This is a genomic window from Devosia sp. GW821-FHT12F11, from assembly GCF_058806655.1.
The window spans coordinates 207,017-230,710 of sequence record NZ_JBXAPX010000005.1 but is presented as its reverse complement, the minus strand read 5'-3'; the positions used below and the strand labels follow the sequence as shown (position 1 = coordinate 230,710).

The 23,694-nt window shown below is 67.1% G+C and carries 27 protein-coding genes; 10 read left to right on the top strand and 17 right to left on the bottom strand.

The genetic code is table 11. The features are described from left to right. Positions 1-84: 84 nt before the first annotated feature. Complete coding sequence (locus tag AC1ROK_RS16595; RefSeq protein WP_492848855.1) at positions 85-1,176, top strand: ribonucleotide-diphosphate reductase subunit beta; 1,092 nt, start codon at positions 85-87, stop codon at positions 1,174-1,176. A gap of 66 nt (positions 1,177-1,242) precedes the next feature. On the opposite strand, the gene AC1ROK_RS16590 is transcribed toward AC1ROK_RS16595, so the two are convergent. Further along, positions 1,243-1,581 (bottom strand): L-rhamnose mutarotase, encoded by a 339-nt coding sequence (locus AC1ROK_RS16590; RefSeq protein ID WP_492848853.1) that lies wholly within the window; start codon positions 1,579-1,581, stop codon positions 1,243-1,245. A gap of 120 nt (positions 1,582-1,701) precedes the next feature. On the opposite strand from AC1ROK_RS16590, the gene AC1ROK_RS16585 reads away from it, so the two are divergent. From AC1ROK_RS16585 to AC1ROK_RS16555, 7 genes are read left to right on the top strand one after another with little or no spacing between them, the layout of a single operon-like run. Then, on the top strand, positions 1,702-2,718 hold the full coding sequence (locus AC1ROK_RS16585; RefSeq protein ID WP_492848851.1) for a TRAP transporter substrate-binding protein: 1,017 nt from the start codon (positions 1,702-1,704) through the stop codon (positions 2,716-2,718). A 9-nt stretch (positions 2,719-2,727) separates the two neighbouring features. After that, positions 2,728-3,243 (top strand): TRAP transporter small permease, encoded by a 516-nt coding sequence (locus tag AC1ROK_RS16580; RefSeq protein WP_492848849.1) that lies wholly within the window; start codon positions 2,728-2,730, stop codon positions 3,241-3,243. After that, positions 3,240-4,526, top strand: a complete 1,287-nt coding sequence (locus tag AC1ROK_RS16575) for a TRAP transporter large permease (RefSeq protein WP_492848847.1) — start codon at positions 3,240-3,242, stop codon at positions 4,524-4,526. The genes AC1ROK_RS16580 and AC1ROK_RS16575 overlap by 4 nt, the downstream gene beginning before the upstream one ends. Continuing rightward, a complete protein-coding gene (locus AC1ROK_RS16570; RefSeq protein WP_492848845.1) occupies positions 4,523-4,870 on the top strand; it encodes a cupin domain-containing protein in 348 nt (115 codons plus the stop codon). Before AC1ROK_RS16575 ends, AC1ROK_RS16570 begins: the two co-directional genes overlap by 4 nt. Positions 4,871-4,872: 2 nt before the next feature. Next, positions 4,873-5,772 carry an NAD-dependent epimerase/dehydratase family protein gene (locus tag AC1ROK_RS16565; RefSeq protein WP_492848843.1) on the top strand — a complete coding sequence of 300 codons (900 nt, stop codon included), beginning with the start codon at positions 4,873-4,875 and terminating at the stop codon, positions 5,770-5,772. A 31-nt stretch (positions 5,773-5,803) separates the two neighbouring features. Beyond that, positions 5,804-6,481: a GntR family transcriptional regulator gene (locus AC1ROK_RS16560; RefSeq protein ID WP_492848841.1), complete on the top strand. Its 678-nt coding sequence runs from the start codon at positions 5,804-5,806 to the stop codon at positions 6,479-6,481. Between the two features lie 20 nt (positions 6,482-6,501). Continuing rightward, positions 6,502-7,227, top strand: coding sequence for an SDR family NAD(P)-dependent oxidoreductase (locus tag AC1ROK_RS16555; protein WP_492848839.1), 726 nt, complete (start codon positions 6,502-6,504; stop codon positions 7,225-7,227). 245 nt (positions 7,228-7,472) lie between these two features. Here the strand turns inward: AC1ROK_RS16555 and AC1ROK_RS16550 are convergent, their stop codons facing one another. From AC1ROK_RS16550 to hemN, 5 genes are all read right to left on the bottom strand, one after another. After that, positions 7,473-7,994 (bottom strand): hypothetical protein, encoded by a 522-nt coding sequence (locus AC1ROK_RS16550; RefSeq protein ID WP_492848838.1) that lies wholly within the window; start codon positions 7,992-7,994, stop codon positions 7,473-7,475. Positions 7,995-8,232: 238 nt separating this feature from the next. Further along, the gene (locus AC1ROK_RS16545; RefSeq protein WP_492848836.1) at positions 8,233-8,475 is read right to left on the bottom strand and encodes a hypothetical protein; all 243 of its coding nucleotides are present in this window, start codon (positions 8,473-8,475) and stop codon (positions 8,233-8,235) included. Between the two features lie 59 nt (positions 8,476-8,534). Continuing rightward, the gene (locus tag AC1ROK_RS16540; protein ID WP_492848834.1) at positions 8,535-9,374 is read right to left on the bottom strand and encodes a DUF6544 family protein; all 840 of its coding nucleotides are present in this window, start codon (positions 9,372-9,374) and stop codon (positions 8,535-8,537) included. Between the two features lie 36 nt (positions 9,375-9,410). Continuing rightward, positions 9,411-10,055, bottom strand: a complete 645-nt coding sequence (locus AC1ROK_RS16535; RefSeq protein ID WP_492848832.1) for a helix-turn-helix domain-containing protein — start codon at positions 10,053-10,055, stop codon at positions 9,411-9,413. Positions 10,056-10,262: 207 nt separating this feature from the next. Then, the gene (hemN, locus tag AC1ROK_RS16530) at positions 10,263-11,612 is read right to left on the bottom strand and encodes an oxygen-independent coproporphyrinogen III oxidase (RefSeq protein ID WP_492848830.1); all 1,350 of its coding nucleotides are present in this window, start codon (positions 11,610-11,612) and stop codon (positions 10,263-10,265) included. Between the two features lie 111 nt (positions 11,613-11,723). Here hemN and AC1ROK_RS16525 point away from each other — a divergent pair, with 111 nt between their 5' ends. Further along, on the top strand, positions 11,724-12,437 hold the full coding sequence (locus AC1ROK_RS16525; protein ID WP_492848828.1) for a Crp/Fnr family transcriptional regulator: 714 nt from the start codon (positions 11,724-11,726) through the stop codon (positions 12,435-12,437). Here the strand turns inward: AC1ROK_RS16525 and ccoS are convergent. From ccoS to ccoN, 8 genes are all read right to left on the bottom strand, one after another. Further along, a complete protein-coding gene (gene ccoS / locus AC1ROK_RS16520; protein ID WP_492848826.1) occupies positions 12,390-12,587 on the bottom strand; it encodes a cbb3-type cytochrome oxidase assembly protein CcoS in 198 nt (65 codons plus the stop codon). The two genes, AC1ROK_RS16525 and ccoS, sit on opposite strands and share 48 nt — an antisense overlap. After that, positions 12,584-14,830 (bottom strand): heavy metal translocating P-type ATPase, encoded by a 2,247-nt coding sequence (locus AC1ROK_RS16515; RefSeq protein ID WP_492848824.1) that lies wholly within the window; start codon positions 14,828-14,830, stop codon positions 12,584-12,586. Before AC1ROK_RS16515 ends, ccoS begins: the two co-directional genes overlap by 4 nt. After that, the gene (locus tag AC1ROK_RS16510; protein ID WP_492848822.1) at positions 14,827-15,324 is read right to left on the bottom strand and encodes a FixH family protein; all 498 of its coding nucleotides are present in this window, start codon (positions 15,322-15,324) and stop codon (positions 14,827-14,829) included. The genes AC1ROK_RS16515 and AC1ROK_RS16510 overlap by 4 nt, the downstream gene beginning before the upstream one ends. Next, on the bottom strand, positions 15,321-16,883 hold the full coding sequence (gene ccoG, locus AC1ROK_RS16505) for a cytochrome c oxidase accessory protein CcoG (RefSeq protein ID WP_492848820.1): 1,563 nt from the start codon (positions 16,881-16,883) through the stop codon (positions 15,321-15,323). Before ccoG ends, AC1ROK_RS16510 begins: the two co-directional genes overlap by 4 nt. A gap of 187 nt (positions 16,884-17,070) precedes the next feature. Continuing rightward, on the bottom strand, positions 17,071-17,937 hold the full coding sequence (gene ccoP, locus AC1ROK_RS16500) for a cytochrome-c oxidase, cbb3-type subunit III (protein ID WP_492848818.1): 867 nt from the start codon (positions 17,935-17,937) through the stop codon (positions 17,071-17,073). Further along, on the bottom strand, positions 17,934-18,119 hold the full coding sequence (locus AC1ROK_RS16495; protein WP_492848816.1) for a cbb3-type cytochrome c oxidase subunit 3: 186 nt from the start codon (positions 18,117-18,119) through the stop codon (positions 17,934-17,936). Before AC1ROK_RS16495 ends, ccoP begins: the two co-directional genes overlap by 4 nt. Before the next feature lie 12 nt (positions 18,120-18,131). Beyond that, positions 18,132-18,863: a cytochrome-c oxidase, cbb3-type subunit II gene (gene ccoO / locus AC1ROK_RS16490; RefSeq protein WP_492848814.1), complete on the bottom strand. Its 732-nt coding sequence runs from the start codon at positions 18,861-18,863 to the stop codon at positions 18,132-18,134. 13 nt (positions 18,864-18,876) lie between these two features. Next, on the bottom strand, positions 18,877-20,508 hold the full coding sequence (gene ccoN / locus AC1ROK_RS16485; protein ID WP_492848812.1) for a cytochrome-c oxidase, cbb3-type subunit I: 1,632 nt from the start codon (positions 20,506-20,508) through the stop codon (positions 18,877-18,879). Positions 20,509-20,691: 183 nt separating this feature from the next. Between ccoN and AC1ROK_RS16480 the strand changes: the two genes are divergently transcribed. Next, positions 20,692-21,096 carry a hemerythrin domain-containing protein gene (locus AC1ROK_RS16480; RefSeq protein WP_492848810.1) on the top strand — a complete coding sequence of 135 codons (405 nt, stop codon included), beginning with the start codon at positions 20,692-20,694 and terminating at the stop codon, positions 21,094-21,096. A gap of 68 nt (positions 21,097-21,164) precedes the next feature. Here AC1ROK_RS16480 and AC1ROK_RS16475 read toward each other — a convergent pair whose 3' ends face one another. From AC1ROK_RS16475 to AC1ROK_RS16465, 3 genes are all read right to left on the bottom strand, one after another. After that, positions 21,165-21,509: an ANTAR domain-containing protein gene (locus AC1ROK_RS16475; RefSeq protein ID WP_492848808.1), complete on the bottom strand. Its 345-nt coding sequence runs from the start codon at positions 21,507-21,509 to the stop codon at positions 21,165-21,167. Between the two features lie 84 nt (positions 21,510-21,593). Beyond that, positions 21,594-22,211: a response regulator FixJ gene (fixJ, locus tag AC1ROK_RS16470; RefSeq protein WP_492848806.1), complete on the bottom strand. Its 618-nt coding sequence runs from the start codon at positions 22,209-22,211 to the stop codon at positions 21,594-21,596. A gap of 78 nt (positions 22,212-22,289) precedes the next feature. After that, complete coding sequence (locus AC1ROK_RS16465; protein ID WP_492848804.1) at positions 22,290-23,645, bottom strand: sensor histidine kinase; 1,356 nt, start codon at positions 23,643-23,645, stop codon at positions 22,290-22,292. Positions 23,646-23,694: the final 49 nt, after the last annotated feature.

Below are 23,694 nucleotides of genomic sequence, written 5' to 3'. Positions count from 1 at the left end.
AGCGGCCACCACTTTTCCTCCCCGTGGATCGCGCGAAGCGCGAGACAGGTGAGGGGTAAACTACCAGCCTATAGGAAACCTACCATGTCCCTCGATTGGTCCTCAGACCTCAACACTCTCGCCCCTGCCCCGCTCGCCCCCAGCATCGACCGCGCCGGCGGCCGCGTTTCGGTCGACGACAAGGCGATGATCAACTGCCGCGCCGACGTGAACCAGCTGCTGCCGCTCAAGTACAACTGGGCCTGGGAGAAATACCTGAGCGGCTGCAACAACCACTGGATGCCGACCGAGGTGTCGATGCAGGCCGATATCGCATTGTGGAAGAGCAAGGACGGGCTCACCGACGACGAGCGCCATACGCTGAAGCGCAACCTCGGCTTCTTCGCCGCCTCGGAAAGCCTCGTCGCCAACAACATCGTCTTGGCGATCTACCGGCACCTGACCAACCCGGAATGCCGGCAGTATCTGCTGCGGCAGGCCTTCGAGGAGGCGGTGCACACCCACACCTTCCAGTACATCGTCGAGAGCCTCGGCCTCGATGAGGGCGAGCTGTTCAACATGTATCGCGAGGTGCCCTCGATCACCGACAAGGCGGCCTGGGCGCTGAACTTCACCCAGCACCTCGACGATCCCAGTTTCACCACCGGCACGCCCGAGACCGACCGGGCGTTCGTGCGCGACCTGATCGCCTTCTACGTGATCTTCGAGGGCATGTGGTTCTATACCGGCTTCGCGCAGATCCTGTCGCTGGGCCGTCGCAACAAGATGGTCGGCATCGCCGAGCAGTACCAGTACATCCTGCGCGATGAGAGCATCCACCTGAACTTCGGTATCGACGTCATCAACCAGATCAAGGCGGAAAACCCGCATGTCTGGACGCCGGAGTTCCAGAGCGAGGTGCGCGGCATGATCAAAAGGGCCGCCGAGCTCGAGGCCGCCTATGGCCGCGACACCATGCCAAGGGGCTTTCTCGGCCTCAACTCCGCGCTCTGCGAGCAGTATATGCATTTCATCGCCAACCGCCGCTGCGCCCAGCTCGGCCTTCACGAGGTGTTCGGCGAAACCGAGAACCCCTTCCCCTGGATGAGCGAGGCGATGGATCTGAAAAAGGAGAAGAACTTCTTCGAGACCCGCGTCATCGAATACCAGAACGGTGGCGCCCTGAGCTGGGATTGACAGAAGCGACGGACGCCCGGGCATCGGCTCGAGCGTCCGTTCCTGGCCCGGCGCGGGCGGCTGACGCTACTGACCTGCCGCTGCGTCCAGCAGGAAGACGCGCTCGAGGACGCGTCGGTACGGCCGCTCCCCTTCCAGTTCCATGATGTCCTTCATGTGCTCGCGCCAGCGGGTAATCGCCGGGGCCTCGGGCTGGGTGGCATCATGCGGCGCCGAGCGGATCGTGTGCGCAAACAACAGCCCCGAATCCGCGTGGAAGTAGATCTCGTAGTAGACGATCCCCTGTGCGAGCAGCGCCTCGCGCATCTCGGGCCAGAGCGCGTCGTGACGGCGACGGTATTCGTCGGCCATCCCCGGCTTCACGCGCAGCACGAAGGCACCGGTAGCGGTTGCGTCGATCGGCATTGTCTTCCCCTTTGGTCTGAGGCCCGCGTCGGCCCCTTGCCAAGCGCCGCCCCTCATGATTTGATCAAACATCAATAATCAATGATACGCATCTCAACAAGCGTTACCGGAGGGGAACCCATGACCAACAGATTGTCGCGCCGCGAGGCGCTGAAGCTCGGCGCATCCGCCATCGCCGTATCCGCCGTCGGGCTGCCGACCGCGGCCCTGGCGCAGCAGATCGTGCTCCGCATCGGCCACGTGCTGGCGCCCACGCACCAGTTCCAGCTCGGGCTCGAACTCGCGGGCAAATCGGTGGAGGCCGCGACGGCCGGCCGGGTGAAGATCGAGGTCTTCCCCTCGTCGCAACTGGGCACTGAGCGCGACATGAACGTCGCCATCCGCACCGGGGGCATCGAGGGCACGCTCGCCTCCCCCGGCGGGGCGTCGGTGCACCTCAAGGAACTGGCGATCCTCGATGCGCCCTACCTGTTCCGTGACAACGCCCATTGGCAGGCGGTGGTCGACGGACCGATCGGCGAGGCATGGAAGAACAAGATCGTCGAGCAGTCGGGCGTGCACATCATCGGCTGGTTCCACCGCGGCACGCGCCACGTGCTGAGCCGGGCTGCCGCCTACAACACCATCGCCGATATCCAGGGGCAGAAGGTGCGCGTGGCGGACCTGCCGCCCTACCCGCAGGTGTTCCAGGCATTCGGCGCCATCCCCACCCCCATCGCCTTTGCCGAGATGTACCAGGCGCTGGAGTCCGGCATCGTCGATGGCGCCGACGCGCCGCTCGACACAATGCTCAGCCAGAAGCTGTTCGAGGTGTCCAGGTTCGTGAACCTCATCGCCTGGAGCTTTGCCGCGCCCGGGCCGATCCTCCTGGCGGATTCCGCGTGGAGTTCGCTCAGTGCTGAGGACCAGGCGGCGCTCGTAGCGGCAATCCAGCAAGGTTCGCAGTTCGTCACCGATGCCTTCACCAACGGCGAGGAGGACGTGAAAGCCAAGCTCATCGAGGCCGGCATGATGCTCTCGACCCCGACGGACCTGCCCGCGTGGGAGGCAGCAGCAGCCAAGGCCATTCCTGGGCTGGCCGAAAGCTGGGGCGGAGACCTGGCGCTCTACGACAAGATCCGCAGCGTCCAGGGCTGAGGCAGGCTCGTGGCTCTTCGTTTCCTCAAGGCCGTCCAGGCCACGCTCGGGCGGGCCGAAGAGCTGCTCGCCATGGCGCTGGTGGCGGCATTGCTGGTGGTGGTGAACCTCCAGATCTTTGCGCGTTACCTGTTCCACGCGCCGTTCATCTGGCCCGAGGAGGTGTCCCGCCTCCTCCTCGTTTGGATGACCTTCATCGGCGGCGCCGCGCTGACGCGACGCGGCGCCGACCTCGCGGTCGATACCTTCATCGAGATGCTGCCGCGGCTACCCAAGCGCCTCGCGCTGATGCTGCGCGATGCCGTCATGGTGGTGGTGTTCTCCGTTGTCTGCCTGCAGGGCTTCGAGCTGGCGAAGGCGGTCAACGGCATGCCGCTGGTCGCCACCGGGCTGCCGACGGCCTTGCTGGCCTGGCCGGTGATCATCGGCGCCGCTCTGACGACGTTCCACTGTGCGCTGCGGCTGATCGTCGAGACTGCCGATCCGCGCGCCGATATCCCGCACACGCCCAAGGTGCTGACGTGAGCCTGCTCTATATCGTGGTCCTGCTCATCCTGCTGTTCGCCGGCATTCCGGTGGCGACAAGCCTGCTCATCGTCGGCATCGGCGGCATCGTCATTGCCGGCGTGCCGCTTTCCATCCTCGGCCAGCGCATCGCCTTCGGCATCGACAGCTTCACCCTCATCGCCATCCCGATGTTCCTCCTGATGGGCAACCTAATGAATGCGAGCGGCGTGACGCAGCGCATCTTCGATTTCTCCGTCGCCATGGTCGGGCACTGGCGAGCCGGGCTCGCCCAGGTCAACATCATCGGATCGCTGATCTTCTCGGGTATGTCCGGTTCGGCGCTGGCCGATGCCGCCGGGCTCGGCACGGTCGAGACCCGGGCCATGACGCTGAAGGGCTATTCGCCCGCCTTTGCCGCGGCGATCACCGCGGCATCGGCGACCATCGGGCCGGTGATCCCGCCATCGACCGTCGCGGTGCTCTACGCCTTCATCGCCGATGTATCGATCGGGCGGATGTTCCTCGCCGGGGTCATTCCCGGGCTGATGATGACCTTCGTGCTGATGGCCATCGTCCACTATCGCGGCAAGAAGCTGGACCTGCCGACATTCCCCAAAGCCAGCTGGCCGGAGCGGCGGATCGCGACATGGAAGGCGCTCCCCGCCCTGGTCGTCCCAGTCGGGCTGATCGGCGGCATGCGGACCGGCATCTTCACTGCCACCGAGGTGGCTGCCGTGGGGGCGCTCTATGCCTTGCTGCTCGCAGCGGTCTACTGGAAGACCACCGACCGCAAGGAGATGCTCAGCGCCTTCCGCGAAACCGCGCTGTCGACCGGCGGCATCATGGTGATCGTCGCCAGCGCCAACGTCTTTGCGTGGATCCTCGCCCGCGAACGCATACCGCAGGATGTGGCGCAGAGCGTCATCGCCATGGGCTTGTCGCCGATCGCGCTGCTGTTGCTGCTCAACGTCGTCATCCTGCTGCTCGGCATGATCCTCGACGCCTCGGCGATATTGATCCTCGTCACCCCCGTGATCGTTCCGGCGCTTGCCGCGGTCGGTATCGATCCGGTGCATTTCGGCATGGTGATGATCGTCAACATGATGATCGGCATGATCCACCCACCGGTGGGCATGGCGCTGTTCATCGTCTCCAACATCGCCAAGGCGCCGGTGATGCAGGTGGCGCTGGAGACCGTGCCCTACATTGTCGGCTTCCTCATCATCCTGCTGCTCATCACCCTCGTCCCACAGCTCGTGCTGTGGCTTCCCGACCTCGTCTACGGACCGGCTATCCAATGAGTACCGAAACTACCGAAACCATGCATGGCGGCGCCGAGCGGTTGGCGATCAATTGGGTCAATGCCGATCCGCCGCCGACCCGCATCGCGCGCTACCGCGTCATGCCCGGGAACTCGGTGTCGATGCACGTCCATACCGGCAAGGCCGAGCATTGGGTGATCGTCGCCGGCGAGGGCGTGGTGCGGGTGGGCGAGCAATCGTTCCCGGTCAGCGTCGGCGATGTGGTGCATACCCCGCCGACCGTGCCGCATGGGCTCACGGCCACGGGGGCGGAACCGCTGGTGTTCCTCAACATCGTGCAGCCGACGGGCGAGCCGATCACCTCGACCGAGATTGGAGGCTGAGCATGGCGCGCCTGCTTGTTACCGGCGGCGGCGGCATGGTGGCCCAGCATGTCGCCGAGGCCGCGCTCAACGATGGGCACGAGGTGGTGCTCGCCGATGTCAGCTGGCCCGAGGATCGCGTCTGGGCCGGGGCGACCGAGCAACTGGCATTCGATATCCGAGATGCCGAAGCCTGCCGCCGGCATGCGGCCGGGGCGGCGGCCATCATCCATTGTGCCGCAGTGGTCGGTCCGGTCCGGGCGAAAGTCGATCCGCAGCTGACGCTGGCGGTGAACGTCAACGGCACGGCCAACCTGCTCGAGGCGGCGCATGCCGGCGGCGCCCGGCTGATCAACGTCTCGACCGCGACGCTTTATGGCAACCGGCCGGATCTCCAGCCGCTGGCCGAAACCGATCCGACCGATCCGCTGACCATCTACGACGGCAGCAAGCTGATGAGCGAGAGCTGGTGCGCCGCGCACCGGCGGACCTTCGGCTCGGGCAGCGCCTCGTTCCGCACCGGCTTCGTCTACGGCCGGGGCAACCAGATCGGCGAGTATTTCCTGCCGCGGGTGCTGGCAGGCGAACGGGTGGAGGAAAAGGCCGGAGGCGACCACCCCTGCGACTTCACCTATGTCGTCGATCTCGCCGAAGCGCTGCTCGCCGCCGCCTTGGCCCCGAGCCTCGCGAACGCCGTCTATAACGTCACCGGCGGGGTGCTGCGCACGCGCGGCGAGTTTGCCGGCGCGGTGCGGGCGCTGCTGCCGGAGGCGAAGATCGTCCAGGCGCCGGGTATCGACCCTGCCCGGCACCTGCGCGGCGCCTGCCGGCTCGACCGGGCAAAGGCGGATTTCGGCTGGCAACCGCGCTTTTCGGTAGAAGCCGGGCTTGCCGACTGGCTCGGACGTCTGCGCTCGCTATGATGCGCGCTGCCAACCACACCTGGACCCAGCGATGAGCGAGCCGGCGACTTCCCCGATCCTGCACCGCAAGAAGGCGGATCTCGTCTACGAGTACCTGCGCGAGCAGATCATCAACGGCACCTATGCGCCCGGCCGGCGGATGACGCTGGCGGACCTCTCGGGTGAGCTGGGCCTGTCACACATGCCGGTGCGCGAGGCGCTGCTGAAGCTCGAGCGTGAGGGCCTGCTGGTCAGCGAGCCGCACAAGGGCATGCGCGTGGTCGAGCTGTCGCTGAAAGATGCGCAGGAGATCTTCGAGATCCGCTCCGAGCTCGAGGGGCTCTCGGCCTGGCGGGCGGCGCAGGCCGGCGATGCCGAGCTCGCCGACGACCTCATCGCCATCAATGCCGATTTCGCCGATGCCTACCAGCGCCAGGATTTCACCGCCATGGGCTCGGCCAACTGGATGCTGCATCGCCGCATCCTGCAGGCGGCCGACAGCGCCCAACTGACCCGGGTGCTGGAGGACCACTGGACCGCCTCGCAGCGCTACCGCTCGGGCTACCAGCTGATTCCCGGCCGGGCGCACCAGACCATCGCCGAGCACCAGGCGATCATCGATGCCATCCGCCGCGCCGATCCCGAGGCGGCTCGCGCCGCGGCGCGGGCCCATATCCAGAAGGCGGGCGCCGAGCTCGCACGCATCGTTTCGAAGCCGGCGGAGGATTGATGCCTGGAGCTACGCTTCAATTGCCGTCGCGTGTGCTGGTCAGCGGCGCGGCCGGCGGGATCGGCGACGCCGTCGCGACCAAGCTCGTCGCGGCAGGCTGCGCCGTATTCGGTACCGATCGCGGCGCGGCGCCAACCGGCTGGGCCGGCGGCTGGGCCGCCGCGGACCTGGCCGATGCTTCGGGCCACGCGGCGATCGCCGGCGGCGCAGGCGAGCTCGACGGGGTGGTGCTGGCGGCGGGTATTCTCGATCCGGCCGAGTGGGATGCGATCACCCCGGAGGCGGCGCTGCGGGTGCTGAACATCAACCTCGTAGCCCCCTACTTCCTCACCCGCGCGCTGCTGCCGCAGCTGCAGCCTGGCGCTTCGGTGCTCGTGCTGGGCTCGATCGCCGGCCTGCGCGGCTCACCGGCAACACCGTTCTACGCCGCGAGCAAGGCGGGGCTCAGGAACCTCGCAGCCTCGCTGGCGCTGCTGCTCGAGCCGCGCGGCATCAGGGTCAACGTCGTGGCGCCGGGGCTGATCGATACGCCGCTGACCGACGCCCTCAACGTGACGCTGGCGCAGCAGCGCGGGCTGAGCGTCGAGGCGATCGCCGCCGACCGGGCCACACCCATTCCCATGCGGCGAGCCGGCACCGCCGACGAAGTGGCCGACACCTGCCTCTACCTGCTCAGCCGGCAATCGTCCTATATAACCGGCTCGACGGTGTTCTCGGCCGGCGGGGTGCTCGCCGGCATCGTCTGAGCGAGCCCTGTCAGCGGCGCCGCTGCCGCCGGCAAAGCTCGCTCCAACTGCGACACCGAACTGACGAGCCGGGGCGTCGGGACCCGTCGGGGTTTCGAGCAGGGATGCGGAGGCGGCGCTTGCTGTGGATGCTGACCGTGCCAAGCACAGCGTACTCGACAAAGACGCGACCTCACGGAGTCGATGCGACGACGATACCCTCTCGGTAAGGCCTCGCCCCCCCGACCGGCCTCTCTGGACGCCTGTCAGACGTTGCGACGACCGAAGACGCGGGAAGCTCTGAGGTGGTCAGGTGCTTTCGGGGCATGGAGCTGCTGCGGTGACATCATCTCTTTCAGGGCAGTGTTGAGATCGAACCGGTCAGACGGATCGACGGTCGGATGCGGCGCAGCAAAAGGGTTGGGGTGGAGTTTGCCGAGCATGCCATCCTTGACAAAGAGATGCAGACGGAAAACTGCCATCTTGAGCTGTTCGCCCACCTGAGCTCGTGCCATTTCGCGAAGCTTCTGCAGCACGAATTCGCTCCGCCCCTGCCTGTTCCAGCCATGGACGACAAGACCGATCCCGCTCTGTCGCATCATTTCCTGGAGCCTTTCGTCGGCCGCATAGAGAGCGGCGACCGTGCGGGCATCGGTGAACAGCAATATCTTGTTGCCCTTCGACTCCGGCTGGATGCCGAGTTGCTGGAGGATGGATGCTATGCTTGGGTCCTCAAAGACCGCGGGTGGGAAGATGAGCTCAACTTGCGATTGGTAACTCAACGGCATGCAATAATCCTCATTCTGCAACGGCGCCATTTGCCCACGATCAGTAGAACAAAGAGTAAAATTGAGTTGCCGCTTTGCTGGGAAGTGAACGGAAGTGCTTCCAGAGCAACGTCGTCGCGGCTCACGTGGCACGTACACACCACTTGGTGCCAAGCCCAGGGAGTCAGTGCCTGCTCCCGCGCAAATTGCTGGGCTCGGTCCGCCGCTGACCGCACGCCCCCGGCCTCCTGCAGCGAGCCTAGAGCCCGCCGAGGATCAGGGTGTCTTCGGCTACCACTTCGACACCATCCCCGCGCACCACGGTGACCTGATAGGTTTCGCCGGGCTCGGGGATGTCGGGCACGGTGAAGCTGATTTCGGTATCGGTGAAGCCGACAGCATCTCCGCCACCGGCCAGTTTGGGTATCGCAAGGCGTTCTGAGGCTGGGGCGGTATGCCGGCGGCCCGGATCAGACCGTAGGACTGCGCGCCCTTCTCCCATCGATGCAGCTCAACCCCGCCGCATGCGCGCACAGCCAGCCCTCAACAGAGACTCTCAGATTATTGTTGGCGCGGCTCGGGCGAACTGTCCGCCGCAAGCCCGAACACCGGCTCGTAAGCCGTGACTTCGCCGCGCCAGTAGATTGAGAGCCCTTCGGGTAACACCCAGCCGACCTCGCCATAGCTCGGGATGCGGTAGCGGCCGAACCGCTTGTAGGCGCCATAGGTGCCCCGCCATGGCGTCGGCACCGTCGTGTTTCCGACCGTCATCGGTCGGTCGTCGGCCTCCATCGCGACGATGTCGCCGGCGGCATCGAAGATGAAGCGAACGCTGGCCGGGCGGCTGCCGGTGGGAGCGCTGACCTCGACGCTGGTCTCGCTCAGCTGTCGCCAGGCGAGCTCGGTATTGTTGAGGATGGCGTCGGGATGCACCGGCAGCTCGGAGAGATAGCGCTGCACTTCGCCGCGGTCGAATTCCGGGCCGCTGCCGCCGGCCATCTGCACGGCGCCCAGGAGGCGTGCATCCAGCCGCCCTGCCCCGTCGACGAAGCTGTCGAGCACCGAGACGGGCAAGCCGAACATGCTGCCGCCGGCCAGCCAGACGAAATTCGATTGCCCGGTCGCCAGCCATTGGTCGGCCTCGATCGGCATTGGCGGGCGCCCCGCGGCGGTCGCTAGCTGTGCGCGATGCCGAAGGTGGATCGCCGCCGGGCCACCGGGCGTGCCGCCGGCCCGCAGCGCATAGGCCCGCACGATGTCGGGCAACTGCGCGCCGCCGCTTCCGGCCGGCGTCGCGATGGTCTCGTGGCGCAGCGCATCGGTCGATGCCTCGAACCTCTGGTGCTGAAACCACAGGTAGCCGCCACCAGCGACGAGGGCCGTGAGCAGGATGGCGAACATTGGACGCCCCCAATGCATGTGCGTTGCCGCTTGCGGTCAGTCGACCATGGCGCTGAGCGCGGCGACATCCAGCAGTTCCACCTCGCTGATCGAGCGCAGCCGGATCAGGCCCTGATCCTTGAGCGTGCGCAGCACCCGCGACACCGTCTCGAAGGTCATGCCGAGATAGTCAGCGATGTCGTAGCGCTGCATCGGCAGGTAGACCGACTTGTCGTCGCCCTGGCGCTCGGCCAGATCGATGAGGAACGCCGCCATGCGCTCGTTGGCGCTGCAGCGGCCGAGCAGCATCAGGTGGTTCTGCGTCCGCGCCAGGCTCTTCAGCGCCAGCTTGAGGATGCGCCCGCTGGGTTGTTCGCCGCAGCTGGGGCGCAGCACGCGAATACCCGCGCCGTCGACGCTTTCCGCGAAGGAATCGTGCTGGCCGCCGGCCTCGAAGCCGAACACTTCGCCCGCCGAGTGGAAGGCACTGACCAGCCGCCGGCCATCGGCGCTCATCCGGCAGATCCGCACCATGCCGAACTCGACCAGGTAGAGCGGCCCGGCATCGTCGCCCTGGGCGTAGATGGTGGCGTCGGTCGGATAGAAGGTCACCACGGCAGGTTGCATCGCCGTCAGGAGGTCAGAAACGCCCGATGTCGCGTCGTTGTTGCGCGTTACCCTGAAGCTCGGCTGGATCTGCATTTTTCGCTGCCCCGTTGTTGGTGCGACGAACCTAGCTCTTGTGCAGGAAACCGAAATTCCGGTCGGAGTCTCAGGGGCGGCACCTAGTAGAATCCCGGAGGGGAGCAGGACCACGGCATATGGCGACAACGCCGCGCCGAACGCCCCCATCTGCGATTGCCCTGCCCGGGCGCGGGGTGCGGAGCGCTGCGCGTCCGGCGCTGCTCCCTACACCGCCGCCGAGTGCCGGCCGGCGCCCGAGCCGAGATAGGTGTCGAAGGCCGCCGCGACCGAGCGCACATAGGGGCGGCCGGTCTCGGTGATGGCGAAGGTCTGCCCGTCGAAATCGACGATCCCGTCGGCATCGCATTGCGCCGCATAGGCCATCTCGTTGAGCACCGCACCGGCGGCGCTGCCGAAGCGGCGGCGCAGCTCGGCGATCGAGATCTGGAGGTCGCACATCAGCCGCTCGATCACCCAGCCGCGCAGGCGGTCTTCGCTGTTGAGCGCGATGCCCCTGGCAATGGCGAGCCCGCGCGCCTTGATGGCGCGGATATATTCGCCGGTCGCCGCGATGTTCTGCACATAGCCCTGCGGCAGGCTGCCGATCGAGGAGGCGCCCAAGCCGATGAGCGCCGGGGCGGCGTCGGTGGTGTAGCCCTGGAAGTTGCGGCGCAACTGGCCCGACCCGGCCGCGATGGCAAGCCGATCCGCCGGCTTGGCGAAATGGTCGAGACCGATGGCGACATAGCCGGCGGCCGCTATGCGCGCTGCCGCCGCCGTCGATTGCCTGAGCCGCTCTTCGGCATCGGGAAGCCGGGTCTCATCGATCATCCGTTGATGCGTCTTCATCCACGGCACATGCGCGTAGCCGAACAGCGCCAGCCGATCCGGATTGAGCGCCAGGGCCTGGTCGATGGTGGCCTCGACCGAACCGACGGTCTGGTGCGGCAGCCCGTAGAGCACATCGAGGTTCACCGAGCCGACGCCGCGTTGGCGCATCCCCTCGACCACCGCGCGGGTCTGCTCGAAGCTCTGCAGCCGGTTGATCGCCTGCTGCACTTGTGGATCGAAATCCTGCACTCCCACGCTGATGCGGGTGACGCCGGCGGCCGCGAAGGCGTCGTAGCGAGCCTCGGTCATATCGTTGGGGTCGATCTCGATGCTGAACTCGAAATCGGTTCGCGGGTTGAACAGCTGGCGGGCCCGCTGCGCCAGCGCCTGGAGATCGTCGGGCCGCAGCATCGAAGGCGAGCCGCCGCCCAGGTGCAGGGCCGTCGCGCGGCCGCGCCCGTCGAGCAGCCGGGCCACCTGCTCCATCTCGAGATGCACTGCCGGCAGGTAGGCGGCAATCGGGTCGTAGCGCAGCACCTGCTTGGTGTGGCAGCCGCAGAACCAGCACAGCCGATCGCAGAACGGCACATGCACATACAGCGACAGGTCGGTTTCGACCGGCAGCGCGCCAAGCCAGCCGGCATAATCGGCATCGGTGATGCCGTCGTGGAAATGCGGCGCGGTCGGGTAGCTGGTGTAGCGGGGGACGGGCCGCGCGGCGCGCTTGAGCAGGGTATCGGACATCGGAACCTCCGCCAGCGTTCTGTCACCAGGCGGGCCCCGGGTTCTTGATCTCGATCAATCGGCCTGCCGCAGGGGCGTGCGAGTAAGTGGCGGAGCTTGCGGGATGCCCAGATGACCACAGATGCTGACGCCGACCAGGCGACCCCGACGCACTGCCGTACCTGCCAGGTCCGGCAGGGTGGGCTTTGCGAGGTGCTGGACCCGGCCGAGCTCATGCGTCTTGCGCACCAATCGCGCCGCACCCGGCACGGCCCGGGCGAGACGCTGGCGATCGAGAGCGGCGAGGTCGGCTATGCCAACGTCACCCGCGGCACCGTCAAGCTGTCGCGCGTCCTGCGCGACGGCCGCCAGCAGGTCGTCGGGCTGCAGTTCGCCCCCGATCTGATGGGGCGCCTGTTCTCGACCGAGAGCCCGCTATCGGCCGAAGCCGCCACCGATGTCGAGCTCTGCCGGATTCCGCGCAGCGTGCTGGAAAGCCTGGTGGCCGACAGCGACCGGATCAAGCTGCGCCTGCTCGCACAATCGCTGCGCGACCTCGACGAGGCGCGCGACTGGATGGTGACGCTGGGGCGGAAGACTGCTGCCGAGCGGGTGGCGAGCCTGTTGCTGCTGGTTGCCACGCGCACCGGTATCGCCGACGGCGCCGGCCGCCTGACGCTCGAGCTGCCGATCAGCCGGGCCGACATGGCGGATTTCCTCGGCCTCACGCTCGAGACGGTGTCGCGCCAGATCAGCCGGCTGCGGCATGACGGGGTAATCGAGGTGCGTGGACACCGCTCAGTGGTGATCCTCGGCCTTGTGGCGCTCGAAGCGCGCGCCGGCTGACGCTCGATCCTCCAGGTCCTCCTCGAAGATGCGCTCGCTGGCGCCTTCGAGGTCTTCATATTGCCCCGAGCGCAGCGCCCACAGGAACGCCGCGAGCGCCGCAAGCCCCATCAGCACTGCGATCGGGATGAGGACGGCGAGCCCGCTCATGCCGCGCGCTCCTCGGCCACGAGCCGGCCGGCGGCCTCCGGCCGCGCCCCACGCCGCTCGAAGCGCAGCCGCAGGGCGTTGGCAACCACGACCACCGACGACGACGACATCGCCACCGCCGCAACCAGCGGCGTCACCAGGCCGCAGATGGCGAGCGGCACCGCGATGGCGTTGTAGCCGATGGCAAGCGCGAGGTTCTGCGACACCAGCTTTGCGGCGCGCCGCGCCGTGCCGACCACGAAGGGCACGGCGCCCAGGTCGTCGCCGACAAAGACGAAATCGGCGGCGCTGCGCCCGATATCGGCCGCCGTGGTCGGCGCCATCGAGACATAGGCGGCGCGCAAAGCCGGAGCGTCATTGATGCCGTCGCCCACCATCATGGTGCGCCCCTCCGCCACCGCTTCGACCTTCTGTTCCGGCGTCAGGCCACCTTGCGCGACGGCGATGCCGACCGCGGCCGCGACCGCGTCGACTGGCCCCTGCCGGTCGCCGGAGACGAGGCGCGACGGCAGCCCCAGTTGCATCAGCTCGGCAACGCTGGCCCGGGCGCTGGGCCGCGGCAGGTCGCTGAAGCGGTAGCTGGCGCGCAGTTCGCCATCGGCGACCAGGCAGACCTCGGTGAGGCGCCCTTCCCCCGCCGCGGGCAAGCCGCACCAGTCGCGGCTGCCGAGCCGCCAGGTCACCCCGTCCACCACCCCTTCGACGCCGCGGCCGGCGCTTTCGCTGACCGTGCCGGCAAACGGCCGGCCGTGGCCGATATGGGCAGCAAGGGCGCGCGACAGCGGGTGGGTGCTGGCCGAAGCGAGGGCATATGCCACCTCGTCCGTCCCGGCGCTTTCAGCGTGGCTCTCGACCACCTGGGGTTGCCCCTCGGTCAGCGTGCCGGTCTTGTCGAAAGCCACCGAAGTGATCTCGGCGGCGCGCTCGAGCGCCGCGCCGTTCTTCATCAATACCCCGCGCTCGAACAGCCTTCCGGCCGCCACCACGTGGACGATCGGCACGGCAAGCGCGAGGGCGCAGGGGCAGGTGATGATCAGCACCGCCACGGCGTTGAGCAGCGCGGCGTGCCAGTCGCCGCTGACGAGCCACCAGCCGAGGAACGTCGTGATGGCGACGGTGTGCACGACCGGCGCATAGATGGCGGCGGCCCGGTCGGCAATGCGGCGCGGCCGGGTGCGGGCGCCTTCGGCGGCATCCATCATCGCCGCCATGCGGGCAAGGAACGAGTCGGTCGAGGCGCGCACGGCGCGCAGCTCCACCGGGCCACCCAGGTTGTTGGCGCCGGCCACCACCTCGTCGCCGCGCGCCACCACCTGCGGCACGGTCTCGCCGGTGATGATCGAATAGTCGAACGTGCCGCCGGCCGAGATGAGGGTCGCATCGACCGGCACGCGCTCGCCGGCCTTGAGCTCCAGCCGCATGCCCGGCCCGATCTCATCGAGCCGCACATACTCGCGCCGTCCGTCGTCGTGGATGCGGGTGGCGCCGCGCGGCTGCAGGCGGGCGAGCCCGGTAATGGCGCTGCGCGCCCGCTCGCGCATCAGGTGGTCGAGCGTGCGGCCGATGAGGAGGAAGAACAGCAGGCTCGTCGAGGCGTCGAAATAGGCGTGCTGGCCCGATTGCAGCGTTTCGAACAGGCTGAGCGCGGTAGCGAGGATGACGCCGATCGAGATCGGCACATCCATGTTGGTCTTGCCGACCCTGAGCGCGCGCCAGGCCGAGCGGAAGAAGATGCGGCCGGCATAGGCGATGGCCGGCAGCGCGATGATCGCCGAGATCCAGTGGAACAGGTCGCGGGTCGCATCATTGGCCCCCGACCAGACCGAGACGGAGAACAGCATGATGTTGCCGGCGGCAAAGCCGGCGACGCCCAGCGCCCGGATCAGCTCGCCCAGCACCGGGTCGCCGCCGGTCTCCTCGGCGGGGTCGAGCACATAGGTGTGGTAGCCGCTCTGGCGGATCGCCGGCGCCAGCTCGGCCGGGCTGCCCTTCATCGGATCGAACGCCACGCGGACGCGGCGCGCGGTGAGGTTGACGCGAGCGGCCGAGACCTGCGGCAGCGCGGCGAGCGCCGTCTCGATCGAGCGGATGCAGGCGGCGCAATGCGCGTCGGGCACAGCGAACTCGAGCTGGCGCCGGCCGTCGCCGAGCGGTCGGCTGAGCGCCAGCAGCGCCGGACCATCCGCCTCGATGGCGCTGGGGTCGTCGACAATGCTGTGGGCGCCGGGAACGCAGCAGGTCATGGTGCAACTCCCCCGATGCTGAAGCGCTCGTGCAGCTCGAACGGGCCGAGCGGCGTATCGGCCACGTTCACCCGCGCCTCCCAGACGCCGGGCCCGAGGGTTACCGGACCGGTATAGACGCCGTCGGGCCGGCGGCTGAACGCCACCTGCTGATCGTCATGGCCGCCCACCGGGCGATTGATCTGCAGCACCGGACTGCCCAGATCGATCGCCTTTCCGTCGGCGTCGACCACCGACAACAGCGCCGTGCCGTCGGCGTAGCTGAGGCTGGCGCGCCAGCCCGCCTGCTGCTGCGCCGTGTGGGCCAGGCGCTTCTCCTCGAACTCCTGGCTCGCGACATAGGAGTTCTGCACCACGAGGCCGGTCCAGCTGACCGAGGAGACGATGGCCATGCCGACATTGACCGAAATGATCACGCCGAAGAAGCCGATGATCGCCAGCAGCATGTGCCGGCCGGTGAATTCGCCGCGCGCGGCCTTGGGAGTGCTGGTCATTGGCGTTTCTCCGGTACGTCGAACGTCGTCTCGACGCGGCGGGTGAGGCCGGCCGCCTCGTCGACGACGACGATGTCGAAGGCGGCCTTGCCGGCAGGGAGCGCCTCGGGCGCGACCCGCACATAGAGCCGCACCGGCAGCACCTTGTCGGGCTCGAGCGTGAAGCTGAGGCTCTCGGCGGCTTCCGCCCCGCCTTCGGCCAGCGCCAGCGTGCTGCCCGGCAATCCCTCGAGCCTGAGCACCACTTCGCGCGGCTCGGGCGTCATGTTCAGCACCTTGACGTCGAAGCCGTTGCGCACCGAGCCGTCGCGCAGTTCCACATAGAGCGGGTTGCGGTCGTGCAGCACGTTGACCGACAGCGGCGAGCGCAGCGCCAGCGCCGTCACCATGGCAAGGCCGATGGCCGCCCAGCCGATGAAGTAGACGATGGTGCGCGGCCGCACGATCGAGCGCCAGTCGGTGCGCTTGATCGCCTCGACCAGCTTGCCGGTGCTGGCATCGCGGACGCGCGAGGGCTGCACCACCTGGCCGCTGCCGGTGGCGAGCGCCATGTTGCGGTTGTAGTCGCTGAGCGTTGCGTAGGAGATCAGCCCGCGTTCCTTGCCCAGCCGGGTCATCACGTCGTCGCAGGCATCGATGCACAGCGCACAGGTGATGCACTCGAGCTGCTGGCCATCGCGGATATCGATGCCCATCGGGCACACCACGACGCAGGCATTGCAATCGACGCAATCGCCGACCGGCTTGCCTTCGGCGATCGCCTTCTTGGCATGCCGGGTGCGCGGCTCGCCGCGCCAGTCATTATAGGTGACGGTCAGCGAATGCTCGTCGAGCATCGCCCCCTGGATGCGCGGCCAGGGGCACATATAGGTGCAGACCTGCTCGCGCAGCAGGCCGCCGAACGTGTAGGTGGTCGCCGTGAGGAGCGCGATGGTGGCATAGGCGACAAGCGGCGCCTGCAGGCTCACCACGTCGCCGAGCAGGGTGGGTGCATCGGCGAAGTAGAAGATCCAGGCGCCGCCCGTCAGCACGCCGATGATGAGCCAGATGGCGTGCTTGAAGGTGCGCTTGATGAGCTTGTTCGCCGACCACGGTGCGGCGTCGAGCTTGATGCGGGCGTTGCGATCGCCTTCGATCGCCCGCTCCACGGCAAGGAACAGATCGACCCACACCGTTTGCGGGCAGGCATAGCCGCACCAGGCGCGCCCCACTGTCGAGGTGACGAGGAAAAGCCCGATGCCGGCCATCACCAGCATGCCGGCCACGTAGTAGAATTCCTGCGGCCAGATCTCGATGAAGAAGAAGTAGAAGCGCTTGTTGGCGAGATCGACCAGCACCGCCTGGTCAGGGGCGAACGGTCCGCGATCCCAGCGCAGCCAGGGCGTCACATAGTAGATGCCGAGCGTGATCAGCATCACCAGCCACTTGAACTTGCGGAACTGCCCGCTGGCGCGCTTGGGGAAGATCTTCTTGCGCGCCGCATAGAGCGGCTGTCGGCGTCCGGCGGCGTTTACCGCTTCGACGTCGTAGGTCTGGGCTTCGGGAGTATCCGTTTGCATTCCGGTATCCGGGGTAGTGTCGGCTGGTTGTCGCACGGGGTCGGTCAGGCTGTTTGATTTGGGTCAAGCTGCCGCGGTGAGGGCCTTTGGCCCTCGTGCGCACTGGCCCACCTGCCGCCCCTACCCAACGGGAAAAAGGGGGGCGCTTGCGGCCGCCCCCCTTCCCCTCGGTGGCGGAGCAATGCCCCTATTGACCGCCACCCAGACCGTGCACGTAAACCGCAAGCTGCTTCACCGCGGTGTCGCCCAATCGTACGCCCCAGGCCGGCATGACGCCGTGGCGGGGCTGGCTGATCTGCGCCCGGATCGCTTCGATCGTGCCGCCATAGAGCCAGATCTGGTCGTTCAGCGACGGTCCTCCGACATCGACCAGGCCGGCACCATCGTCGCCGTGGCAGCTGGCGCAGTTGTCGGTAAACAGCTGCTTGCCTTCCGGGCTCGCCTCACCACCCTCGATGCCCGAGAGCGAGGCGACCTGTTTGGCCACCCGGTCGATATCCTCGGCGCCCAGAATGCCGTCGGCGCCGAAGTTCGGCATGATGTTGTAGTGGGTGTCGGCATCGGTCGGTGAGCGCGCGCCGTGCGTGATGGTGGCGTAGATCTGCTCGATCGTGCCGCCCCACACCCACTCGTCGTCGTTGAGGTTGGGGTAGCCGGCGCTGCCGGTGGCGCCGGTGCCATGGCACTGCGAGCAATAGACCTTGTAGAGCGATTGGCCGCCGGCCCGGGCAAAGCGCGCGAGGCCGTCGTCCTTGAGGATGTCGGCCACCGGGGTGGTCGTCACCGCCTCGAGCATGTCGCCCTGCGCGGCCTTGGCGGCCGCGAGATCGGCGTCGAGATCGGCGCGGCTCGAATAGCCGAGCAGCCCGGTGGTCGCCGAGGAGAGCATCGGCCAGGCCGGAAAGACGACGGTGTAGCCCAGCGCGAACACGATGCAGCCGTAGAAGGTCCACAGCCACCAGCGCGGCAGCGGATTGTTGAGCTCCTTGATGCCGTCCCACTCGTGCCCGGTGGTCTCGATGCCGCTGAGCTTGTCGATATCCTTGCCGCTCATCGCCCGGCCTCCCGGTCGTGCGGCAGGGTATCGTCGAGCGGGATGCGCGCCGCCGCCCTGGCGCTGGCCCTGGCGCCGGGGCGCACGAGGAAAAACACCACGGCGAGAAAGATCGCCATCATGTAGAGGAGGCCCCAGCTGTCGGCGAAGTGCCGGAGCATGTCGTAATGTTCGGTTGGCATGGGTTCGCTCGCTTAGCGGTAATTGGCCTCGGCGTCGTAGGTCGAAAAATCGACCAGCGTGCCGAGCATCTGGAGATAGGCGACCAGCGCATCCATCTCGGTGATCCGTTTCGGGTTGCCGTCGAAATCCTCGGCGCGCACGTTGCTGTAGCGCTCCAAAAGCCCCGAGGTGTCGGCATCCGGCGTCGCCTGGGCCACGAGGTCGCGTTCCGCGTTGGCGATGGCGTCCTCGCTGTAGGGCACCCCCACCGCCGCGTTGGCCTTGAGACTGGCGGCAGTGTTGCGGGTATCGAGCGGGGTGTCGGCGAGGAACCCGTATTTGGGCATGATCGACTCGGGCACCAGCGCCTGCGGGTTGCTCAGGTGCTCGACATGCCATTCATCCGAGTAGCGGCCGCCGACCCGGGCGAGATCGGGCCCGGTGCGTTTGCTGCCCCACTGGAACGGATGGTCGTACATCGACTCCGCCGCCAGCGAGTAATGGCCATAGCGCTCGGTCTCGTCGCGGAACGGCCGGATCATCTGGCTGTGGCAGGTGTAGCAGCCCTCGCGGATGTAGACGTCGCGCCCCGCCAGCTCGAGCGGGGTGTAGGGGCGCATCCCCTCCACCTTCTCGATGGTGTTCTGGAAGTAGAACAGGGGCGCCACTTCGACGATGCCGCCGATGCAGACGACGACTAGCGACAAGGTGAGAAGCAGCGTGGCGTTGCGTTCGATGACGCCGTGTTTGCCAAGAATATCCATGGTTCGCGCGCTCCTATTCGGCCGGCTGCAGCTGGGTGGTGGGGATCGGACGCTCGTTGCGGACGCGGCCGCGGATGGTCATCCAGATGTTGAAGGCCATCACCAGTCCGCCGGCGAGATAGAGCATGCCGCCGAAGGCCCGGGCGATGTAGTACGGGTGGAGCGCGGCGACGGTCTCGGCGAACGAGTAGACGAGGAAACCCTCCGCATCGTACTCGCGCCACATCAGGCCCTGCATGATGCCCGAGACCCACATCACCGCGGCGTAGATGACGATGCCGGTGGTCGCGAGCCAGAAGTGCCAGTTGACCATGCGCTGCGAGTAGAGTTGCTTCCGTCCCCATAGCCGCGGCACCATGAAATAGACCGCCGCGAACGAGATCATGCCGACCCAGCCGAGCGCCCCCGAGTGCACGTGGCCGATGGTCCAGTCGGTATAGTGGCTGAGCCCGTTCACCGATTTGATCGACATCACCGGACCTTCGAAGGTCGACATGCCGTAGAAGGCGATGGCGATCACCATCATGCGGATGATCGGGTCGGTGCGGACCTTGTCCCAGGCGCCGCGCAGCGTCATCAGCCCGTTGATCATGCCGCCCCAGCTGGGCATCCACAGCATGATCGAAAACACCATGCCGAGCGTCTGCGCCCAGTCGGGCAGCGCCGTGTAGTGCAGGTGATGCGGACCGGCCCAGATGTAGAGAAAGATCAGCGCCCAGAAGTGGATGATCGACAGCCGATAGCTGTAGACCGGGCGTCCGGCCTGCTTGGGCATGTAGTAGTACATCATGCCGAGGAACCCGGCGGTGAGGAAGAAGCCGACGGCATTGTGGCCGTACCACCACTGGGTCAGCGCATCCTGCACGCCCGAAAACAGCGAATAGCTTTTCGAACCGAGCAGGCTCACCGGTACGGCGAGATTGTTGACCACGTGCAGCATGGCAATGGTCACGATGAACGCCAGGTAGAACCAGTTGGCCACATAGATATGCGGCTCTTTGCGCTTGATGAGGGTGCCCAGGAACAGCACCAGGTATCCGACCCAGACGATGGTCAGCCACACGTCCACATACCATTCGGGCTCGGCATATTCGCGGCTCTGCGTGATGCCGAGCAGGTACCCGGTCGCCGCCATGACGATGAACAGCTGGTAGCCCCAGAACACGAACCAGGCGAGGTTGTCGCTGATCAGCCGGGCGCGCGAGGTGCGCTGCACCACGTAGAAGCTGGTGGTTATCAAGGCCGTGCCGCCGAACGCGAACACCACTGCCGAAGTGTGCAGCGGCCGCATGCGCCCGAAGTTGAACCACGGCCCGAAATTCAGCTCCGGCCAGGCCAGCTGCAGCGCGATGGCGACGCCGACCAGAAAGCCGACGCAGCCCCAGAACACGGTGAGGATCGAGCCGATCTTGATCGGCGCATCGAAATAGACCGGCGCATCGGGATCGGCCGCATTGGCCGTCACCGCGCCCCCCGCAGGCGCCGGCTGCGCCGGCCGGCGCATCAGGATGATGGTGCCAAGACCGAGCACCGCGGCGATGATGCCCCAATGCGCCGAGAAGGCCGCATCCTGTCCGAGCCCGGACAGGACGAGCGACAGGAATGTGCCCCCTCCCAGGATGATGATCCAAGGCAGATTCTGCAAAGCGGCCCCCGTGATGCTGCACAATGAGATGGCTGCACCCTACGAGCCCTGCCCCGGGAAATTTTGATCCAGATCAACACCCGCGACGCCGCCTGGGCATTTGCTTGCCGAAGCGACGCAGACGAGGAAGGGTCAGGCAAGATGCAGGTGCGGTTGAAACAGAGCCAACGGCTCGAGACAGACTTGCGCGACTCCTTCGCCCAGCAGCTGGCGCTGTGCGACGTGCTGGAGGAGATCGCCGACTCCCTGCCCTATGGCCTCAACCACCAGCGCTGCCTCAGGGCGGCGCAGTTGATCGGGCCGGTGCTCCGGAGCGCCCATGCCGCCGAGGAGGCGGTGCTGTTCCCGCGCATCCTCGCGACCCATGCCAGCGGCGCGACGGTGGTCGAGCAGTTGCGGCTCGAACACCTCGAGGACGAGTGCTTCGCCGAGGAAGTGCAGTACGAGCTGCAACTGCTCGGCTGCCGCCGGCCGGTGCTGGCTCCCGAGGCGACGGGCTATATGCTGCGCGGCTTCTTCGAATGCCTGCGCCGCCACGTCCGCCACGAGCACGAGCTGATGGCCAACCTGCCGGGGACGGTGAGCTGAGGGGACTGCCAGTCGGCGCAGCCTCTCCAGCTTGCGGGGGAAAATCCCGACGGCGAGTATGCAAGCCCCTACCCTGCCGTCACTATCGCCCGGTCGAGCGCACTGGTGACGGCGTTGCCGATCACCGGCATTTCGACGATGTCGGACACCCACTCCACCAGCCAGGAATGCGGGCGGATCGCCAGCAGCACCACCGGATGCGCCTTCACGCAGAAGGCGATGCTCTCGTACTCGGTGCCGGTCAGCGCGCTCTGGTCGAGCACCGTCGCGTCAAAAGCCTTCTCGGCGACCCAGCCGTGGTAGGGCAGCTCGCTGCGCGCCGTCACCTCATAGCCTTCGGCTTCGAGCGCGAAGGCGAGGGAACGACGGAGTTCATCGTTGGGTGCAACGACGAGGATGCGGCCTGCGGCCATGGCTGGTTCCTGTGGATCGGGCTGAAGGGAGACCCGTCCATCATGCCCGACGGGCCCAGCCGTCCTTTGAGCCAGATCAAACGCTCAGCCGTCGATCTCGACGTCCATCACCATGCGCACCAGTTCAGGCAGGCTCCGCGCTTGCATCTTGCCCATCAGGCCGGCCCGGTAGACCTCGACGGTGCGCGGGCTGATCCCGAGCTCGAGCGCGATGGTCTTGTTGGGCTGGCCGGCCACCACGCCCTTCAGCACCTGCCGCTCTCGCTCGCTGAGCGAGGCGACGCGCTGGCGCACCTGGGTCAGCGCCGCATCGGACTGCACGCGCTCCGCCGCCCGCCCGGCGGCCCGGGTGATCGATTCGATCAGCACATCGTCGCTGAACGGCTTCTCGATGAAATCGATGGCGCCGTTCTTCATCGCCTCCACCGCCATCTGCACATCGCCATGGCCGGTGATGACGATGGCCGGCAGCATCGCGTCAGCGGCCCGTAACCGCCGCAGCAGCTCCACCCCGTCCATGTCGGGCATGCGCAGGTCGGTGATGAGGCAGCCATTGCCGATCTCGCCGGCAATGACCAGGAACGCCGTCGCACTCTCGTGCACGCGCACCGCAAAGCCGGCGCTCGACAACAGGAAGGCCAGCGAGTTGCGCACCGCCTCCTCGTCGTCGACGATGTGAACGACAGTGTCAGTCGTGCTCAACCGGAGCCTCCGCGACGATGTGAACAACAGTGTCAGTGGTGCTCAACCGGAGCCCCCGCGACGATGTGAACAACGGTGTCAGTCTTGCTCAACCGGAGCCTCCGTGTAGGCGGGCAAGGTAAAAGCAAAGGTCGCGCCCCCTGCCCCGTTTCGACTGACGGTCAGCTCGCCGCCATGCGACTCGATGATGCGCCTCGAGATCGACAGGCCGATCCCCATGCCATTGGCCTTGGTGGTGACGAAGGGCTGGAACAGGCGCGGTGCGACTTCATCGGAGATCCCGGGGCCGGTATCGGCGACCTCGACCCGCAGCCAGTCCGGCGACACCTGCAGGGTGCGCACCACCAGTTCCTTGGTCTCGCTGTCGCGCATCGCCTCCATGGCGTTGCGCATCAGGTTGATCAGCACCTGCTGGATCTGCACCCGATCGGCGACCACGATGCTGCTCCGGGCGCCGAAATCGAACACCGACTTGATGCCGCGCTCGCGCGAGCCGACCAGCGCCAGCGCCCCGGCCTCCTCGAGCAGGTGGTTGATATCCTCCGGCCCCTTGTCGGTTTCGCCATGCGTCACGAACTCGCGCAGGTGCCGGATGATGTCGCCGGCGCGCAGGGCCTGCCGCGCGGTCTCGTCGAGCGCGCCGCGCATCCGTCCGGCCAGCTCGTCATCGAGCTTTTCCAGCATGCGCCGGCACCCCTGGACGTAGTTGGCGATCGCCGACAACGGCTGGTTGAGTTCATGCGCGAGGGTCGAGGCCATTTCGCCCAGCTCATTGAGGCGGGCGAGCCGCGCGATCTCGCCGCGCGCCTGGTCGAGCATGGCCTGCGATTCCTCGCGCTCGGTGAGGTCGCGGATGAAGCCGGTGAAATACACCCGGTCGCGCTGCCGCATTTGGCCCACCGCCAGCTTCATCGGGAAGGTCGAGCCGTCCTTGCGGCGCCCCACCACCACCCGGTCGACGCCGATGATGCGCTTCTCGCCGGTGGTAAGGTAGCGCGCGATGTAGCCGTCATGCTGCTCGCGATAGGGTCCGGGCATCAGCATGCTGACATTGCGGCCGATGACCTCGTCGGGCGCATAGCCGAACTGCCGCACCGCCGAAGCATTGAACGACAGCATGATGCCGGTGGCATCGATGACCACCGTGGCGTCGAGCACGGTATCGAGGATCGATTTGAGATGCGCCTCGCGCTCCTCGAGCGTCTCGGTGGCCTTGCCCACCGCGCTCCGCTCCGCCAGCAGCGCCCGCAGCAGCCACAGGATGCCGCCCAGCCCGATCAGGGCGAGGACAATCGAAAGGGTCGAGCGGACCGAGCTCGCAATCACCGGCTCGGGCGCCAACGCCAGGCCCGAGGCAAGAACCAGGCACAGCGCCGTGACGGCGGCGGCAAGCAGATCCTTGCGATCCGAATTACTGAAGCGCGGCTGGTGCATGGATGCTGTGTAGCCGCCACCCGGCCGCGACACAATAAGCGTAGACGGC

Bases quoted from the DNA above. Each gene is read 5' to 3' on its own strand.
- AC1ROK_RS16595 (WP_492848855.1), top strand. From the start codon at position 85: ATGTCCCTCGATTGGTCCTCAGACCTCAACACTCTCGCCCCTGCCCCG.
- AC1ROK_RS16590 (WP_492848853.1), bottom strand. From the start codon at position 1,581: ATGCCGATCGACGCAACCGCTACCGGTGCCTTCGTGCTGCGCGTGAAG.
- AC1ROK_RS16585 (WP_492848851.1), top strand. From the start codon at position 1,702: ATGACCAACAGATTGTCGCGCCGCGAGGCGCTGAAGCTCGGCGCATCC.
- AC1ROK_RS16570 (WP_492848845.1), top strand. From the start codon at position 4,523: ATGAGTACCGAAACTACCGAAACCATGCATGGCGGCGCCGAGCGGTTG.
- AC1ROK_RS16565 (WP_492848843.1), top strand. From the start codon at position 4,873: ATGGCGCGCCTGCTTGTTACCGGCGGCGGCGGCATGGTGGCCCAGCAT.
- AC1ROK_RS16560 (WP_492848841.1), top strand. From the start codon at position 5,804: ATGAGCGAGCCGGCGACTTCCCCGATCCTGCACCGCAAGAAGGCGGAT.
- AC1ROK_RS16550 (WP_492848838.1), bottom strand. From the start codon at position 7,994: ATGCCGTTGAGTTACCAATCGCAAGTTGAGCTCATCTTCCCACCCGCG.
- AC1ROK_RS16545 (WP_492848836.1), bottom strand. From the start codon at position 8,475: ATGGGAGAAGGGCGCGCAGTCCTACGGTCTGATCCGGGCCGCCGGCAT.
- AC1ROK_RS16540 (WP_492848834.1), bottom strand. From the start codon at position 9,374: ATGTTCGCCATCCTGCTCACGGCCCTCGTCGCTGGTGGCGGCTACCTG.
- AC1ROK_RS16535 (WP_492848832.1), bottom strand. From the start codon at position 10,055: ATGCAGATCCAGCCGAGCTTCAGGGTAACGCGCAACAACGACGCGACA.
- hemN (WP_492848830.1), bottom strand. From the start codon at position 11,612: ATGTCCGATACCCTGCTCAAGCGCGCCGCGCGGCCCGTCCCCCGCTAC.
- AC1ROK_RS16525 (WP_492848828.1), top strand. From the start codon at position 11,724: ATGACCACAGATGCTGACGCCGACCAGGCGACCCCGACGCACTGCCGT.
- ccoS (WP_492848826.1), bottom strand. From the start codon at position 12,587: ATGAGCGGGCTCGCCGTCCTCATCCCGATCGCAGTGCTGATGGGGCTT.
- AC1ROK_RS16515 (WP_492848824.1), bottom strand. From the start codon at position 14,830: ATGACCTGCTGCGTTCCCGGCGCCCACAGCATTGTCGACGACCCCAGC.
- AC1ROK_RS16510 (WP_492848822.1), bottom strand. From the start codon at position 15,324: ATGACCAGCACTCCCAAGGCCGCGCGCGGCGAATTCACCGGCCGGCAC.
- ccoG (WP_492848820.1), bottom strand. From the start codon at position 16,883: ATGCAAACGGATACTCCCGAAGCCCAGACCTACGACGTCGAAGCGGTA.
- ccoP (WP_492848818.1), bottom strand. From the start codon at position 17,937: ATGAGCGGCAAGGATATCGACAAGCTCAGCGGCATCGAGACCACCGGG.
- AC1ROK_RS16495 (WP_492848816.1), bottom strand. From the start codon at position 18,119: ATGCCAACCGAACATTACGACATGCTCCGGCACTTCGCCGACAGCTGG.
- ccoO (WP_492848814.1), bottom strand. From the start codon at position 18,863: ATGGATATTCTTGGCAAACACGGCGTCATCGAACGCAACGCCACGCTG.
- AC1ROK_RS16475 (WP_492848808.1), bottom strand. From the start codon at position 21,509: ATGGCCGCAGGCCGCATCCTCGTCGTTGCACCCAACGATGAACTCCGT.
- AC1ROK_RS16465 (WP_492848804.1), bottom strand. From the start codon at position 23,645: ATGCACCAGCCGCGCTTCAGTAATTCGGATCGCAAGGATCTGCTTGCC.